13 protein-coding genes are annotated in these 15,262 nt (G+C 69.4%); 6 read left to right on the top strand and 7 right to left on the bottom strand.

Features of this window, described 5'->3' with window-relative positions; genetic code table 11:
• Positions 1-145 precede the first annotated feature (145 nt).
• Positions 146-1,075: a mechanosensitive ion channel family protein gene (locus VES41_RS21105; RefSeq protein ID WP_324821163.1), complete on the top strand. Its 930-nt coding sequence runs from the start codon at positions 146-148 to the stop codon at positions 1,073-1,075.
• A gap of 39 nt (positions 1,076-1,114) precedes the next feature.
• On the opposite strand, the gene VES41_RS21100 is transcribed toward VES41_RS21105, so the two are convergent.
• The gene (locus VES41_RS21100) at positions 1,115-2,311 is read right to left on the bottom strand and encodes a capsule assembly Wzi family protein (protein WP_324821161.1); all 1,197 of its coding nucleotides are present in this window, start codon (positions 2,309-2,311) and stop codon (positions 1,115-1,117) included.
• Between the two features lie 157 nt (positions 2,312-2,468).
• Here VES41_RS21100 and VES41_RS21095 point away from each other — a divergent pair, with 157 nt between their 5' ends.
• The 3 genes from VES41_RS21095 to VES41_RS21085 all read left to right on the top strand — a co-directional run bounded on the left by VES41_RS21095 (position 2,469) and on the right by VES41_RS21085 (position 4,147).
• On the top strand, positions 2,469-2,663 hold the full coding sequence (locus tag VES41_RS21095; RefSeq protein WP_324821160.1) for a hypothetical protein: 195 nt from the start codon (positions 2,469-2,471) through the stop codon (positions 2,661-2,663).
• A 249-nt stretch (positions 2,664-2,912) separates the two neighbouring features.
• Positions 2,913-3,398 carry a hypothetical protein gene (locus VES41_RS21090; protein WP_324821158.1) on the top strand — a complete coding sequence of 162 codons (486 nt, stop codon included), beginning with the start codon at positions 2,913-2,915 and terminating at the stop codon, positions 3,396-3,398.
• Positions 3,399-3,649: 251 nt separating this feature from the next.
• Positions 3,650-4,147: a hypothetical protein gene (locus VES41_RS21085; protein ID WP_324821156.1), complete on the top strand. Its 498-nt coding sequence runs from the start codon at positions 3,650-3,652 to the stop codon at positions 4,145-4,147.
• Between the two features lie 19 nt (positions 4,148-4,166).
• Here VES41_RS21085 and VES41_RS21080 read toward each other — a convergent pair whose 3' ends face one another.
• Together VES41_RS21080 and VES41_RS21075 are read right to left on the bottom strand one after the other, a co-directional pair.
• Positions 4,167-5,675 carry a class I adenylate-forming enzyme family protein gene (locus tag VES41_RS21080; protein WP_324821154.1) on the bottom strand — a complete coding sequence of 503 codons (1,509 nt, stop codon included), beginning with the start codon at positions 5,673-5,675 and terminating at the stop codon, positions 4,167-4,169.
• 7 nt (positions 5,676-5,682) lie between these two features.
• Positions 5,683-7,335 (bottom strand): acyl-CoA dehydrogenase family protein, encoded by a 1,653-nt coding sequence (locus VES41_RS21075; RefSeq protein WP_324821152.1) that lies wholly within the window; start codon positions 7,333-7,335, stop codon positions 5,683-5,685.
• A gap of 258 nt (positions 7,336-7,593) precedes the next feature.
• Here VES41_RS21075 and VES41_RS21070 point away from each other — a divergent pair, with 258 nt between their 5' ends.
• Together VES41_RS21070 and VES41_RS21065 are read left to right on the top strand one after the other, a co-directional pair.
• The gene (locus VES41_RS21070) at positions 7,594-8,466 is read left to right on the top strand and encodes a hypothetical protein (protein WP_324821150.1); all 873 of its coding nucleotides are present in this window, start codon (positions 7,594-7,596) and stop codon (positions 8,464-8,466) included.
• Between the two features lie 55 nt (positions 8,467-8,521).
• A complete protein-coding gene (locus VES41_RS21065) occupies positions 8,522-9,457 on the top strand; it encodes a cation diffusion facilitator family transporter (RefSeq protein WP_324821147.1) in 936 nt (311 codons plus the stop codon).
• Positions 9,458-9,475: 18 nt separating this feature from the next.
• On the opposite strand, the gene VES41_RS21060 is transcribed toward VES41_RS21065, so the two are convergent.
• From VES41_RS21060 to VES41_RS21045, 4 genes are read right to left on the bottom strand one after another with little or no spacing between them, the layout of a single operon-like run.
• Positions 9,476-11,584 carry an HlyD family efflux transporter periplasmic adaptor subunit gene (locus VES41_RS21060; RefSeq protein ID WP_324821145.1) on the bottom strand — a complete coding sequence of 703 codons (2,109 nt, stop codon included), beginning with the start codon at positions 11,582-11,584 and terminating at the stop codon, positions 9,476-9,478.
• A gap of 13 nt (positions 11,585-11,597) precedes the next feature.
• Positions 11,598-12,950 (bottom strand): efflux RND transporter periplasmic adaptor subunit, encoded by a 1,353-nt coding sequence (locus VES41_RS21055; protein WP_324821143.1) that lies wholly within the window; start codon positions 12,948-12,950, stop codon positions 11,598-11,600.
• A complete protein-coding gene (locus VES41_RS21050; RefSeq protein WP_324821141.1) occupies positions 12,947-13,726 on the bottom strand; it encodes an efflux RND transporter periplasmic adaptor subunit in 780 nt (259 codons plus the stop codon). Before VES41_RS21050 ends, VES41_RS21055 begins: the two co-directional genes overlap by 4 nt.
• The gene (locus VES41_RS21045; protein WP_324821138.1) at positions 13,723-15,252 is read right to left on the bottom strand and encodes a TolC family protein; all 1,530 of its coding nucleotides are present in this window, start codon (positions 15,250-15,252) and stop codon (positions 13,723-13,725) included. Before VES41_RS21045 ends, VES41_RS21050 begins: the two co-directional genes overlap by 4 nt.
• Between the last annotated feature and the right edge of the window lie 10 nt (positions 15,253-15,262).

The raw sequence follows: 15,262 nt of genomic DNA, 5'->3' as shown, positions 1-15,262 counted from the left end.
TCCCGGATGACGATCGGGAACTTGCACCATGCGTGCAGGTCTCAGGCCACTGCTTCCCCGAGCCTTTTCGGGCCGGCGCCGCACCTCGTGCAGGCCGTCCGGGCTGCGCGCCATCGGCCTCGACAAACCCAACAAACCTGAACACATGAACCTGATCAACAACATCGACTGGGACCGCTGGGGCGCACCTGCCCTGACGGGATTGCGCATCCTGCTGATCGTCGTGCTGGCCTGGGTTGCCACGCACATGCTCCATCGCATGGTGAGCCTGGTGCGCATGCGCGCCGAACGCCACATGGACTCTGCCGACGCCAGCCGCGCCGCCACGCTGGCGCGCGTCATGCGCTACCTCATCGCCGTGATCGTCGGCGCGGTGGCCTTCATGCTGGTCCTTGGGCAGGTCGGCATCTCGCTGGCGCCCATCCTTGGTGCGGCCGGCGTGGTCGGCCTGGCCATCGGCTTCGGCGCGCAGAGCCTGGTCAAGGACTACTTCACCGGATTCTTCATCCTGTTCGAGGATCAGATCCGCACCGGCGACGTGGTGCGGGTCGCGAACATCAGCGGCGCGGTCGAGGACATCACCCTGCGCCACGTGCGCCTGCGCGACTACGACGGCACCGTGCATTTCATTCCCAACAACCTGATCGACACGGTGTCGAACATGACGCGCAACTTCTCGAACGCCGTGTTCGACGTGCGCGTCGCCTATCGCGAGGAAGTGGACACGGTCATCGCCGTCATGCATGAAGTGGCCGGGCAGATGCGGCAGGACCCCGACTGGAAGGACGTCATCCTCGACGACCTCGAAATGGCCGGCCTGGACCAGCTCGGCGAAAGTGCGGTGATGCTCAAGGCGCGCCTGCGCACCGCCGCCTCGAAGCAATGGGGCGTGCGGCGCGAGTACCTGCGCCGCATGAAGGCCGCCTTCGACGCCAAGGGCATCCAGATGCCCTTCCCGCACGTGACGGTGTATGCCGGCATCGACAAGTCGGGCGATGCGCCTGCGCTGCCCCTGCGCGTGGCGAACGTTGCGCGCGACGGCGACACACCGAAGCCCGGGCAGCAGGCAGACTGAACGCACCACGGGTGGGCCGCCGCCGGTGGCGCGGCGGCCTCAGAACCGCGTCTTGACGAACAACCCTGCACCCACGTCATAGGGCCGCCCGCGCCCACCCAGCGCACTCATGGCGACGCCCAGGTCCGTCTTGCCGTAGCGCCACGAGATCGCCATGCGCCCACCCTGGAAGCTGCCCGGCGCGTGGACGCGGGCGCCCCGCCAGCCGGCCCCGGCGTCGGCGGCGACGTGAAAGACCCTGAAGCCATACCTGAAGTCCAGCGCGCCGCCGGCCGCGACGTTCAGCCCCGCCGAATACATACGCGCATCGCCGTCGATCCAGGCGCCGATGGGCAGGCCGTCGTGCCGAAGCCCGTCCCGAAAGAAGCTGTGCTCGTACGCCACGTGCGGCTCGCCACGGGCCCCTGCCCTGAACGCGCGATTGACCTTGGTGTCGGCCGCCTCGACGTACCAGTGCAGCCGCGCTGAACTCCACCCATGCCTGTACTCGGCACCCAGCAGGCCGATGTACTTGGCGGGCCAGGACCCGGCCTCGTCCTCGCCGACGGCCTGCCCATAGAAAGCCATCGCACTGTCGCCGAACGCCATGCCGTAGCGCAGGTCGAAGCCGGCGATCTCGTTGTTGGCCGGTCGGTCCGGCGAATTGGCGCGGCCGACCAGCGCATCGCCCAGCGACGCCAGGCCCCCTCCATCGCCCCCGCCCCACTGGATGAAGCGCGAGGCGCCGATCTCCAGGCCGCGCATGGGCCGCGCGTAGAGGCGCATGCCGAGGATCCGGGTGCCGGGGTTCGAACGGTAGTGCCGCAACGTGCCGACGGACAGGTCGTAGCCCCACGGGCCGATCCACGAGAGCCAGGGGGAGTCCGGCGCGGTTTCCCTGCCGCGCCGCAGCCCGACGGTCGCAATGGCTTCGGCCGAGTCGGACCAGATGAGGCTCTGGTCCTGGCCCGGCCCCCACCAGCGCGCCAGTTGGCCGGCATAGACGATCTGCCCCAGGAATGCGCCGCTGACATAGCTGCCTTCGAGGTTGGTGTTCGAGTGGGCGGCGCCGCTCGGGTCGGCCATGCCATTGGCCTGCAGCCGGCCGGCCAGGTTGCCCATTTCGCCCCGCGCATAGACGCCCAGCCGGCCACGGGAGCGCCCGTCTTCACCGTCGGCGAGCGCCGGATGCGCACGCGAGACGGCGCCCAGCTCGACGCCGAAAGCTTCCCGCTCGAGTTGCAACAAGCGTTGCACGGAGCGCAGGGCCTCGTGGTCGGCATGCGTCAATTCGACGGGAAACTTGTGAGCAATTGCAAATTCAAGCGCATCAATTGAAACAGGCCAGCTCGATGCGGAAAATTCGATGATCCCGCGGTCGATCAGCCATTGAATGTCCTGCCGGAGTTGCCGATTGTCGGCGTCGATCAATGCGGCCGACGACGCCGCGGCCTCGTTTGCGGCGCAAAGGGCAGCTGCGACCGAGGCCAAGCGGATGAATTTCGTTGCGTCGCCCAAGCGGCGGCGCGCAAATAGTGCAAATGACATTGTTGAATTTCTCCCTGTTCGCACCGCCTTTTATCGGCGGTTGCGCGATCGATCTTATTGACCGAAAAGGGAGAACTCGGCGCCACTTCATTGCAGCCGGACAGCGCGCCACGGAAATATTGAACAGATTATTTTTTTAGAATTTGAATCAATTGCGACTTCAATTCGCTTCACAATCTGTCAGGCCCACGGACGGTCCGGCATGCCGACTACGGATGGCGCCGGCACCCGGACGCCTTGTTGACCGTTGTGAACACTAAAGTCATACTTTTGCTCATCTGTCCTTGAGGGTCATGCCATGTCCCTTGCCTTGCAACTCCCCCCTCGCGATCCGGCGACCGATGCTGCCGCGCGACCACGGCGCGCGGCTTGGCGCCCGGTTCGCCTTGCCGCCCTGGCCATCGCCTTCGCGGCGCCCGCGATCGGATTCGGCGCCGACGACTCGGTGCGCCTGGCCAGCATGAGCGACACCGAACTGCAGACCGGCATGCAAAGTGGTGTGCAGGCCGTGCTGCAGCACGTGCCGATGCGCATGGAAGACCAGTCCGTCCTGGTGGGCGCCGAGTACTCGCCCGAGACCCGCACGGCCACCTACCACTACGTCCGGGTGGCGCGGGTCGATCCCGAGTTGCTGCGCGCGCACCTGACGGCCAAGAACTGCGGCACGCCCAACACGCGCGCGATGATGGCGCGCGGCATCCGGTTCGTTCACCTCTACACCGTCGGGGACGATGTCTACGGCGTGACCATCAGCGGCGACGCCTGCGGCGGCCCCGAGCGCGCACCCGCCAGCTGAGCGGCGCGGCTCCGCCACGCGCGCGCCCCATCGCACGGCGCGGTGCACGGTTGCGCCGTTTTTTTTGCGCCGGGCGCTTCCTGTGCTTCTATAGTGGCGGCTGGCCGCCCGCCAGCGGCTTCCTCGTCACGGCGCCGGCGGCGCCGCGGGATCGGCGGGCGGGACATAACAAGAAGACCTGCTCGCGCATGAAACATGGCTTCCTAACGATCCGGGGCCCGGGCGGCTCGCCCTACGCGCTCGGACAACCGATGCACGTCTACAACCGCGGCGAGTTCCTGGCAGTGCTCGACCCGGTACCCCTGCTGCGCGACGGCACCGAAATCCATCTCGAGGCCTTCGACCCGCAACCGATCGTCAAGGCGGAAGGCCGCCACGTGGGCCGCTTCATCTTCCTGGAGGTCTGCGCCTTCGTGACCGAGAACTTCCCGCAGGTGCAGGCCATCAGCGTCACGTTCTCCCGCCAGATCGACCTGTTCGGCGGCGCGGCCCAGCTGGCGGCGGCGCGCGCGCAGACCCTGCTGCGCATCGGCGCCACCGACGTGCACATCTCGTCCCAGGTCGACGGCCATGCCGGCCGCTTCGTCGTCAACGGACTGTGGCACTACAACCAGCAGAACCTGGAGGCGCTGCACCAGGTGCTGGAAGAGGAGCGCGCCACGTTCCGCGCTCGGCCGATCGGGTCGATTCTCAAGGACAGGCGCACCATGATGGATCGATTCAGGCACGTGGTGCTGGGGCGACGGTAGGCAGTGCCCCCGGCGCCGCTCAGTGGCGCAGCATGAACTTCTGCAGCTTGCCGGTCGGCGTGCGCGGCAGCGACTGCACGAACTCCCATTCGCGAGGAATCTTGTACTTGGCGAGCTTGTCGGCCAGGTAGCTGCGCAACACATCGCCGTCCAGTGCCGCGGCGCCGGCGACAACCACGTGCGCCACGACGGTTTCGCCCCATTCCGGATGCGGCTTGCCCACCACCGCCACGTCGGCGATGCCAGGATGCCCCGAAAGCACGTCCTCCACTTCCTTGGAATACACGTTCTCGCCGCCGGTGACGATCATGTCCTTCATGCGGTCGACGATGAACAGATAGCCATCCTCGTCCATGCGGGCGACGTCGCCGGTCCTGTACCAGCCGTCGTCGGTGAGCGCCTTGGCGGTGGCCTGCGGGTCGTCCAGGTAGCCGCGCATGGTGGAGCCGGCGCGCAGCCAGATCTCGCCCACCTCGCCGGGCCGGGCGTCGCGGCCGTCGTCGCGTACAACGCGCATGTCGACGCCGGGCAAGGCGACGCGGCCGACGGAGCCGGCCTTGGCGACCTGCTCGTCAGGATACAGGGTGGTGCCGGTCGGCCCGGTCTCGGTCATCCCGTAGACCTGGTAGAAGGCGTCGCTGCGGTAGGCCGCGGCCAGCTTGCGCGCGAGGTCCGGCCCGATCGGTCCACCGCCGTAGATCCATGCGCGCACGCTCGACAGGTCGAATTCGGCGAAGCCGGGCACGGCCTGCAGCGGCGCCGCGAACGACACCGGCGCCCCGAAGTACAGGGTGACGCGCTCGCCCTGCACTGCCTGCAGGAAATGCAGCGGGTGGTATTCGCGCAGGAGCACCACGGTGCCGCCCATGTACAAGGTGCCGGCCAGCCAGTTGTTGAGCGGCGAGGCATGCCACACGGGCATGGCGATCAGGGTGACCTCGTCGCGCGTGATGGACAGCCCCAGCGCGGAGGTGATGCCCGACAGGGTGACCGTGCGATGGGTGTGCACGCAACCCTTGGGCCGCCCGGTCGTCCCCGACGTGTACAGGATCTCGGCGACTTCGTCCTCGTGAGGCGGCGCCTCTTCCTGCGGCGCATCGCCGCGAGCGGCGTCGCGCAAGCCGTCGAGATGCCGCCAGCCCGGCACTGTGCCTTCGGTCGACAGCAGGGCCACGCGGCCCGCCAGCGGCTGCAGCACCGTCGCCAGGGCGGCGTCCGCAACACAGACCTGCGCGCCGCTGTGCGACAGGATGAAGTCGACCTCGGGCGTCTGCAGCTTGTGGTTGATCGGCACCACGGCCGCGCCGATGCGCCAGGCGCCCAGCAGCACGTCGACGAAGGCGGGGGTGTTCAAGCACATCAACCCCACGCGATCGCCGCGCCGCACGCCAAGCTCCACCAGGACACGCGCGGCCTGGCGCGAGCGCCGCTGCATCTGCGCATAGCTGATGCCCTGGCCGTCGAAACGCACGAACGCCTTGTCCGGCGTCTTGCGCACGTAGCTGTCGAAGATCGAGACGAGGTTCATGGTCAGCTCAGGCCGGCAGTGCGCGCTGAAGCAGCTTGGAAACGTCGATGGCCCGCGTGTCCAGCGCACCCACCACGCGGCCCCATTGCGGATCCAGGCGCGATGCGATGAAGGCGTCGGCGACGGCCGCCGGCGCATGCTTGCGCAGCAGGACGGCCTGCGCCGTGAGCACCAGGCGTTGCGCGAAGCGGCGGCCCAGGCCCTCGAGTTCATCCGGCTTGGTGGCGAGCATGCCGCGCAATGCCTCGACCTCGGCCTGCACAGCGGCGTCGCCATTGGCGTCGGCGCCGAGCTGGTCCAGCAGCTCGAAGGCCGCCTGCGGCTCGCGGCCGATGGCGCGCATCACGTCCAGGCACATGACGTTGCCCGAACCTTCCCAGATGGAGTTGACCGGCGCCTCGCGGAACAGGCGGGCCATCGGCCCGTTGTCGACGTAGCCGTTGCCGCCAAAGACCTCCATGGCCTCGCCGGTGGCTTCGACCGCGCGCTTGCAGACCCAGAACTTGGCCGCCGGCGTCATCACGCGCTTCCAGACGCGCTGGGCCGGGTCGTCGCCCAGTTCGTAGGCCTCGGCCAGGCGCATGGCCAGCACCAGGGCGGCCTCGCTTTCCAGCGCCAGGTCGGCCAGCACGCCGCGCATCAGCGGCTGCTCGGCCAGCACGTTGCCGAACGCCCTGCGCTGGCGCGCATAGGCGATCGCCTGCACGCTCGCCTGGCGCAGCATGGCCGCGCTTCCCAGCACGCAGTGCAGCCGGGTGTAGGTGGCCATCTCGATGATCGTGGGAATGCCGCGGCCTTCCTCGCCCAACAGGATGCCCCAGGCGTCCTGGAACTCGACCTCGCTGCTGGAGTTGCTGCGGTTGCCCACCTTTTCCTTCAGGCGCTGGATGCGCACGGGGTTGCGGGTCCCGTCGGGTTTCCAGCGCGGCACGAAGAAGCACGAAGGGCCACCGTCGGCGGTGCGTGCGACCACCAGGTGGGCGTCGCACATGGGCGCCGAGAAGAACCACTTGTGGCCGCGGATCAGGAACTCGCCGCCGCGCCCGCCCGCGCCGATGGGCGTCGCCGTGGTGGTGTTGGCCCGCACGTCGGAGCCGCCCTGCTTCTCGGTCATGCCCATGCCGATCCAGATGGACGACTTCTGCTCGATGGGCAGGTCGCGCGCATCGTAGGTGTCGCTCATCAGCTTGTCGCCGTACCGGGCCCACAGGCCGGGCTCCTTGCCTAGCACGGGGATGGAGGCCTGCGTCATCGACAACGGGCACATGGAGCCGGCCTCGACCTGGCCTTCCATGTAGAAGTGCGCGGCCCAGGCCGCCCAGCGGCCGCGCCGCGCCGGCTCGCGAAAAGCCATCGACACCGAGCCGGCTTCGCGGTGCATGCGCATCAGTTCGTGCCAGCTGGGATGGAAGTCGACCCGGTCGGTGCGCCGTCCGCGCGCGTCGAAAGCCTCGAACTCGGGAGTGTGGCGGTTGGCATCTGCCGCCCATTGCCAGGTCTGCGCCGCCCCCAGCCTGGCGCCATAGCCGCTCAGGTCTTCGCCTGCCCAGCCGGCGCCGGCGCGCGCCATCGCCTCGCGCAGCGGGGCATCGGTGTCGTAGAGGTTGTAGTTGGTCAGTTCGTCGAACTGATTGCTGATTTCGTGGGTTTGCCAGTCCATGGGCTCTCCTGATTCGTGCGGCGCTCATGGCACAGGCGCCAACCCTGGAGTCTAAGAATTCCGTGCGTCGGGAGTGTTCGGATTTGCCGGGCCGGCCGGCGCGATGCCTTTCCCTGGGGAAGCCGGCTCCGGGACGGCAGGCCGGCTGCGTCGGTGTTCAGGTTTCGCGTGCTGCCCGCGGCTCGTGCGGGGCTGCATTTGCCCCGCGCGCGCCCTTGTGTTTTGATGGCGGCCGGCAATTGCTCCGGGGACATCTCCATGGATCTTCATGAACTGATCAAGCTGTGCCTGCAGGCCAGCGTCATCATCAATGTCTATGCCATCGGCCTGGAGGCAACGCCGGGCGACCTGCTCTACGTGCTGCGCCGCCCGGCACTGCTGGCACGCGGCCTGCTGGCCATGTACCTCGCGATGCCCGTGCTCGCGCTGGTGCTGGTCTGGCTGTTCGATCTGCCCGGCGCGCTGGAAGTCACCCTGGTTTGCCTGGCCATCTCGCCCATTCCCCCGCTGCTGCCGCGGCGCCAGGGCAAGGGCGGCGGCTATGCGCCCTACGCCCTGGGGCTCATGGTGTGCATGGCGCTGCTGTCGCTGCTGCTCATTCCCGTCTGGGTGAAGGTGCTCGGACTCATCTTCGGACAGACCTTCACGCTCGGGTCGGGCGCCATCGCCCTGACCGTGCTCAAGATGATCGTGGCGCCGCTGCTGGTCGGCATGGCCGTGCGCGCGCTTTTGCCGGCAATGGCCGGCCGCATCGCGCGGCCCGCCATCGTGCTGGCCGGATGGCTGCTGCCGCTGGCCGGCCTGGTGGTGGTGTTCGCCATGCACAAGGCGCTGCTGGAGGTGATGGGCCATGGCACCTGGGCGGTGCTGCTGGTGTTCATCGTGGTCGGCCTGGTCGTCGGCCACCTGCTGGGTGGGCCCGACACCGGCGATCGCCTGGTGCTGGCCGTGTCGACCGCGTCGCGCCATCCAGGCGTGGCCTTCACGCTGGCCGCGGCCAACTTCCCGCAGGACCATGCCGTGCCGGCGCTGATCGCGCTGTACCTGCTGCTGGGCCTGGTCGCCACGCTGGTCTACATGAAGTGGCTGGCACGCAGCGCCGGGCCGCAGGCGCAGGCCTCGCCCCGCTGACGCCGGGCGCCGGCCTCCTACACGATGCCCGCCGGCGCGCGTGCATAGTCGCCCGATGGCCGAATCACGCATTGCGATCTACGGCGCCATGGCCGCCAACGTTGCCATCGCGGTGACCAAGTTCGTGGTCGCAGGCATCACGGGCAGCTCCGCCATGCTGTCCGAGGGCATCCACTCCGCGGTCGACACGATCAACGGTGTGCTGCTGCTGGTGGGGTTGCGCCTGAGCAAGCGGCCAGCCACGGCGGAACACCCCTTCGGACACGGCAAGGAGCTGTACTTCTGGAGCCTGATCGTCGCCGTGCTGATCTTCGGCCTGGGCGGGGGCGTGTCCTTCTACGAAGGCATCCAGCACATGCGGCATCCCGAGCCCATGACCGATCCCACATGGAACTACGTCGTCCTGGCGCTGGCGGCGCTGTTCGAGGGCACGAGCTTCGCGATCGCGCTGCGCCAGTTCCTTGGGCAAAGCGGCAAGCGACCGTTCTGGAACGCGCTGCATTCGAGCAAGGACCCGGCCACCTACACGGTGCTGGCCGAGGACGGCGCGGCCCTGGCCGGGCTCCTGATTGCCGCCGGCGGCGTCTACGCCAGCCACCGCTTCGACATGCCCGAGCTCGACGGCGCCGCCTCGGTGCTGATCGGCCTGCTGCTGGCTGGCGTGGCCGTGCTGCTGGTGCGCGAGTCGCGCGGGCTGCTGATCGGCGAAGGCATCCGCCCCGAGACGGCGCGGGCCATCCGCGACATCGCCAGGGCCCAGCCGCATGTGCACGCGGTCGGCCAGGTGCTGTCGATGTACATGGGCCCGGACGAGGTGCTGGCGGTGATCGACCTGGATTTCGACCCCGGCAGCACCACGGCGCAGGCGGACCGGACGATCGCCGCCATCGAGAAGGCGGTCCGCGCCCGGTACCCGGTCATCAGGCGGCTGTACATCGACGCCGGCGCGCACGGCGCGCCCCTGCCCACCGCGCCGGAAGCGGGCGCCTGACCTGTTCGTCCGGACGGCCTAGAAGCCGCCTTCGCGCCGCAGCACCGCCGCCAGCCGGGTCAGCCCTTCGACGAGGACGCTGCGCCGGGCGCCGTCGATCTGCACCTGGCCGCGCGTTTCCTGGTGCGCCGGCGGCGCGGCGTCCAGCTGCACCAGCACGTGGAACAGCGCCGGCGTCGGTGTCAGCGCCTCGCCCTGCTTGGTGGTGGTCAACGGGCCGCCGTAGCGCGACGAGAGCATCGGGCTTTCCAGCTGGCTGGTGCGTGTGCTGCCGATGGCCAGCACGCGGCCCTCGATCGGCTCGAACTGCCCCTCCGGATAGAAGCGCACGCCGGCGCCCGGTTCGATGCGATGCACCTCGTCGGGCTTGATGTAGGCGTCCACCTGCCAGCTGGACGGGTCGTACAGCACGCCCACCGGCTCGCGCGTGCCGACCCACTGGCCGGGCGCCCATTGCGGGTCGACGTCGCGCCACAGTCCGGCAAAGGGCGCCAGCAGACTCAGGCGCTCGATCTCGGAGCGGGCGGCCCGGCCTTCCTCCAGTTCCACACCCAACCGCTGCCGCGTGGCAACGTCTTCGCTCGATCCGGCCGGGTCGGCCAGCAGGCCGAGCAGGCGCGCGTCGTAGCTGCGCGCGCCGGCCTCGCTGCGGCGCACGCGCTCGTCGATGTCCGGCTGCCCGAGCATGACCAGCCGCTGGCCGGCCTGGACGCGGCCGACCGGGTGGATCTCGCGGATCAGCGCCGGATAGGGCGCGAACACGCGCAACTGACGCTCGGCCCGCGCCATGCCCCAGCCGTGCACCTGGGTCTGCCATGGCACGGCCAGCAGCGCGACCATCCCGCCGAGCAGGGCCGCCAGCAGCAGCCGTCGCGACGCCGGCACGCCGCTGCGCGACTGCCACCAGTGCCCGACCTCGCGCCAGACCGGCCGCAGGATGAACCAGGTGATCTCGACCGCGAACAGGAAGATGCCCAGCACCTTGAAGAACAGGAAGTACACCGCCACCGCGATGCCGGCGAAGATGACCAGCCGGTAGATCCAGGTGGTGACGGCGAAGGCGACAAGCAGGCGGCGCTGGCGCGGCGCGAAGTGCTCCGGCCACGGTTCGTCCAGGCCGAGCAGCCCGCGCCGGATGGCCACCCTCGCCTGTGCCTGGCCGCGTTCGTGCAGGTTCGGAAAATCCAGCAGGTCCGACAGGATGAAATAGCCGTCGAATCGCATGAACGGACTGGCATTGAGCGCCAGCGACAGCACCCAGGCGGTGGTGGCCAGGTAGAAGAAGGCGTCGCGCAGGGGCCCCGGCTCGCTCAGCGCCCAGCCGAGCGTGGACAGCCCCGCGACGGACAGCTCGGTGACGATGCCGGCACTGGCAATGGCCAGGCGCGCGCGCGCGCTGCGCAGCTTCCAGGCTTCTCCGGTGTCGGTGTAGAGCATCGGCCAGAGCACGACGAAGGCGATGCCCATGTGCGCGACTTTCAGCCCCAGCCGGGTGGCGGTGAGCGCATGGCCCATCTCGTGCAGCGTCTTGCCCACCACCAGCGCCAGCGCGAACCCGAGCAGACCTTCGGCCGAGAACGATTCGATCACGGCGTTCCTGAACGTGTCCCACTGGTGCGCCACCATCACCAGGCCCAGCAGGCTCAGGGCCAGCACCAGCCAGGCCATGAACGGATGGAACAGCCAGTCCAGCCGGCGCGCCAGTGCCTGCAGCATCCGTTGCGGCCGCACCAGCGGAATGCGGAAGAACAGGTAGTGGTGCAGCCAGCCCTTCCAGGTCAGCCACGGATTGCCTTCGCTGCGCGCACGCAGCTTGTCGACCGCGTCCGGCCCGGGCCGCAGCAACTGGTTCTGTTCGAGGAAGCGGCGAAAGCCCAGCACCTGGTCGGCATCGGGCTTCAAGGCGGTCTGGCTGGCGATCTGCTCGCTGATCAGGCGCGGCGTCTGGCCCCAGCGCAGCAGGCATTCGAACTCGAACCAGCCGATGCGGTAGAACCGGTTGACCACCGTGTCCTGGATCATCCAGCTGGGCTCGCCGTCGGCGCCGGCAGCGGCCTCGCCCAGGCGCAGGTCCTCGCGCAGCGGCGGCACCGGCACGTCGGCAGCCATGGCGGCGGCGTTGAACATCACCTTCGCGCCCTCACCAGCCGAGCCAGGCACGCGCGGTGGCGATCGGCCGGCGCAGCAGGTAGTAGCCGAGCACCACGCGCCCGCCGTACAGCTTGGCGGTGCCGTGCAGGCCCAGGCGGCGCTGGGCTTCCTCGCCGTCGTCGATGCTCACCAGCAGCCGGTAGGCCACCACTCCTTCGTCGGTGGTGCGCGCCTGGTAGCTCGTCTCCAGGATCCTGCCTTGCAGCGGCGTGAGCGGATAGGCCGTGAGGTAGAGGGTGACCGGCGCGCCGGGCTCGAGCGCGATGGCGTCTGCCACCGGCAGCTCCACCCGCATGGCCGGCTTGGCCGGGTCGGCCACCAGCAGGATGCGCTCGCCGGTGCTGACCGGCTTGCCGATCCAGTCGTTCGGATCGCTGTACACGGCCACGCCGGCGCGCGGCGACAGCACCTGCGTGCGCTGCAGCTGGGCCAGCACGCCGGCCAGTTCCGAGCGCCGCTGCTGCGACTTGCCGTTGAGCACCGTGAGCTCGCTCTTGCTCTGCGGATTGTCGAAGGCGCGCTGGCTGGCGGCGATGAGCTCGGCGTCGGCCACGGCCACCTCCTTGCGCAGCACGTCGGCGCGATTGCGCAACGTGGTCTCGTCGAGCATGAAGAGCGGCGCGCCGGCCTCCACCGCCTGGTTGGGCCGCACCTGCATGCGGGCGATCACGCCGTCGATCGGCGAGCTGATGGCCTGTGCCTCGCGCGAGACGATCTCGGCCGGCGCGAGCGCAGTCTGGCGCACGGGCACCAGCAACAGCGCCGCCAGCACGGCGGCCAGCGCGATCCAATGGCGCCGGCGCGGCCGCCAGCGCGCCAGCCTGCCCTGCCCGCTCAATGCGCCCCAGCAATACGCCCAGGTGTTCCACAACCCCTGCAAGGCCGGCTGCAGCGGCTCGGGCGGCGGCGCGTCCTGCAGGAACAGCACCAGTCCCAGCCGCTGCCCGCTGCGCCCGTGCAGCGGCACGCACCAGGCGCCCGCGGGCCACCATTCGGCCCAGCCGTCGGCCACCTCGGCGGGCGGATCGAGCGCGGCGCGCGCCAGCCACACGGGCTGGGTGCCGACGATCTTCGGCCCGAGCCAGCGCATCGTCCGGCGCAGCCACACCAGATAGGGCGAATCCTCCTGCGGCTTGGCCAGGCCCGAGACGCACAGCAGGTTGTATTGCCCGACCGACGGCTGGGCGAACACCAACGCCTGCCGGAACCGCAGCAGCGGATACAGGTCGTTGGCCATGGCGAAGGCGAGCGCATTGAGCGACGCGGCCGCCAGGGCCTTGTCGCGCAGCGCCGCCAGCGTCAGCAGCAGTTGGGGCGGCGGAAGCTGGACGCGGTCGTTCACTGCGCCGCGGGGAAGCGTGCCACCCCGCTCATGCCCGCGATCAGGTCCGGGTAGGCCTTGTCCAGCCGGGCTTCGAGCTCGACCGTCTGGGCCACCGCGTCGACCCGTGCGCTGATGGCGCTCACTCGCGCCGGATAAGTCTTGCCTGTCTCCAGGATGCTAACCTGGAAAGCCTGCCCGGGCTGCACCTGGCGGATCATGTCCGACGGCACGTTCAGCCGCACCTTGAGCGCGCTGTCGCTCACCAGGTCGAACAGCGGCGCGCCGGCCTGCACCGTCTGGTACGGCTTGGCGTAGACCTTGGCGATGCGCGCGTCGAACGGTGCGCGCACCTGGCAGTAGCTCGCCTGCGTGACGGCCAGGCGGCGCTCGCCGATGGCCTTCTGCAATGCCGTGTTGGCCATGGACACCTCGAGGTCGCCCACCGCGTTGAGGTCGCGCAGGCTGCGCTTGGCGGCCAGGTTCTGGCGCGCCTGGGCCAGTTCGGCCTCGGTGATGTTGGCGCGGGCCTGCTGCTCGGCGCATTCGAGCGGCACCAGCAAGTCGCCCTTGGGCACCTTCTGGCCCAGCGACGCCTTGAAGTCGCCGAGCTTGCCGGCCATCTGCGCCGACAGGGTGGTCTCCAGTTCGGACACCAGCAGCACGCGGATGGCGTTGGGGTCGATGGCCGGCGCTGCCGGCGGCGGCATGCCGTTCTGCGCCGCGGCGCCGCCCGTGCCCAGCAGCGCCAGGATGAAGGAAAGCGCGCCTGCGCGCAGGAGTTTCGGTCGCGTCATCGGGCCAGGTTCGGGCTGCCGTCGCCGGGCACCGCGCCGATCAGGCGATAGCTCTCGACATCGGTGGTCATGCGCTCGATCTCGCCGGCGAGCGTCTTGACGTCGTGGCTGTCGATCTGCTGGGGAAACACGTCCAGGCCCACCGAGTTGTAGAGCCGGCCCCAGGCGGCCTCGGCCGACGACTGCGCTGCCTCGCGCTGGTAGCGTGACAGCAGGAAGCGGCCCTCGGCCCGGATGACTTCCAGGTCGGAGCCGACGGACGTCTTCTTGGCCGAGCGGGCGTAGTCGAGCAGCTCGGTGTCGACTTTCAGGCTCTGGTTGGCGAACTGCAGCTCCTGCATGGCCAGCGAGTAGCGCAGTGCGCCGATGCGCACCTGGGTGAGCACGGCCATCGACAGCGCGATGCGCCGCGCGTCGTCGGTCTGCGACTGCGACTCCTGCGCGGCATTGAGCGAAGGCAGCTGCAGTAGCCGCAGCAGGTTGATCGACACGTCGATGCCGGCCGCCCGCCACTGGTCGTTGTAGAGGTACATGTTGGAGTCGTAGCGCGCCCCGAGCGACACGCCGACGTTGGGCCACAGCTGGGCCTTGGCGATGTCCAGGTCACGCTGGTTGACGCGCTTGCGGTACCACTCCTCCTGGATTTCCGGGCGGCGCACCAGCGCGACCTGCTCGAGTTGCGACAGGTCGGCACCGAGCTTGGGCAGCGCCGGGTCGGGCGCGTCCACCAGCTGCATGGGCGCCCCCGGCGGCAGCGACATGAGGGCGCGCAGCTCGGCCTGGGCGAACTCCAGGTCCTGCCGGCGCGCGGTGAGCAGCGACACCGAATCGAGCAGCGCGCGCTGGTACGCCAGGATTTCCTGGCGCGGCAGCAGCCCCTTGTCCTGCGCCTCGCGCGCCTGGCGCAGCGCGTCCTGCGTGCGCGACAGCAGCCCGTCCACCTGCGGCAGCAGGCGCTGCGCGCCGAGCGCACGCCAATAGGCGCTGCGCACGTCCTGCAGGACGTTCTGGGCCACCTTGCGGCGGCGCTCCTCGGCCATGAGGATCTGGTCGGCCTTCTGCGCGGTGCGGTAGTAGCCCACCGCGAAGTCCAGCGTGCTCCAGGACAGGCCCAGGCCGGCGACCGTGTGGTAGCGCTCCTCCGACGTCGACGGGCGCAAGCTCACCTGGCGGTCCTCGATCCCGATCGAGGTGCCGCCGGAATCGTTGCTGCGTCCCGAGCGCCCCGCCGAGGCCACCAGGCGCGGCAGCATCTCGTGGCTGGAGACGTCGCGCAGGTTGGCGGCCAGCGCGCTCTCCATGAGCTTGAGGCGGTAGTCGAGGTTGTACTTGAGCGCCCGGGCCGCCGCTTCGTAGAACGTGATCGGGCCGGTCACCGGCTCCTGCTGCTCGTACATGCGCAACTGGTCGACCTTGGCCCGTTCCTTGTTCTCGTCTTCAGTGAAGGGCTTGGGCTCCTTGACGGCCGCGCAGGCCGTCAGGAGCAAGGCGACGCCAACCGAGACAGGGGTCCTGAGTCTTTGCATTTGCATTTGC

The sequence above is a fragment of the Variovorax sp. genome (genome assembly GCF_035634955.1).
GTDB lineage: Bacteria > Pseudomonadota > Gammaproteobacteria > Burkholderiales > Burkholderiaceae_C > Variovorax.
The sequence above is the reverse complement of the archived record's forward strand: the minus strand, read 5'-3'. Positions and strand labels throughout refer to the sequence as shown.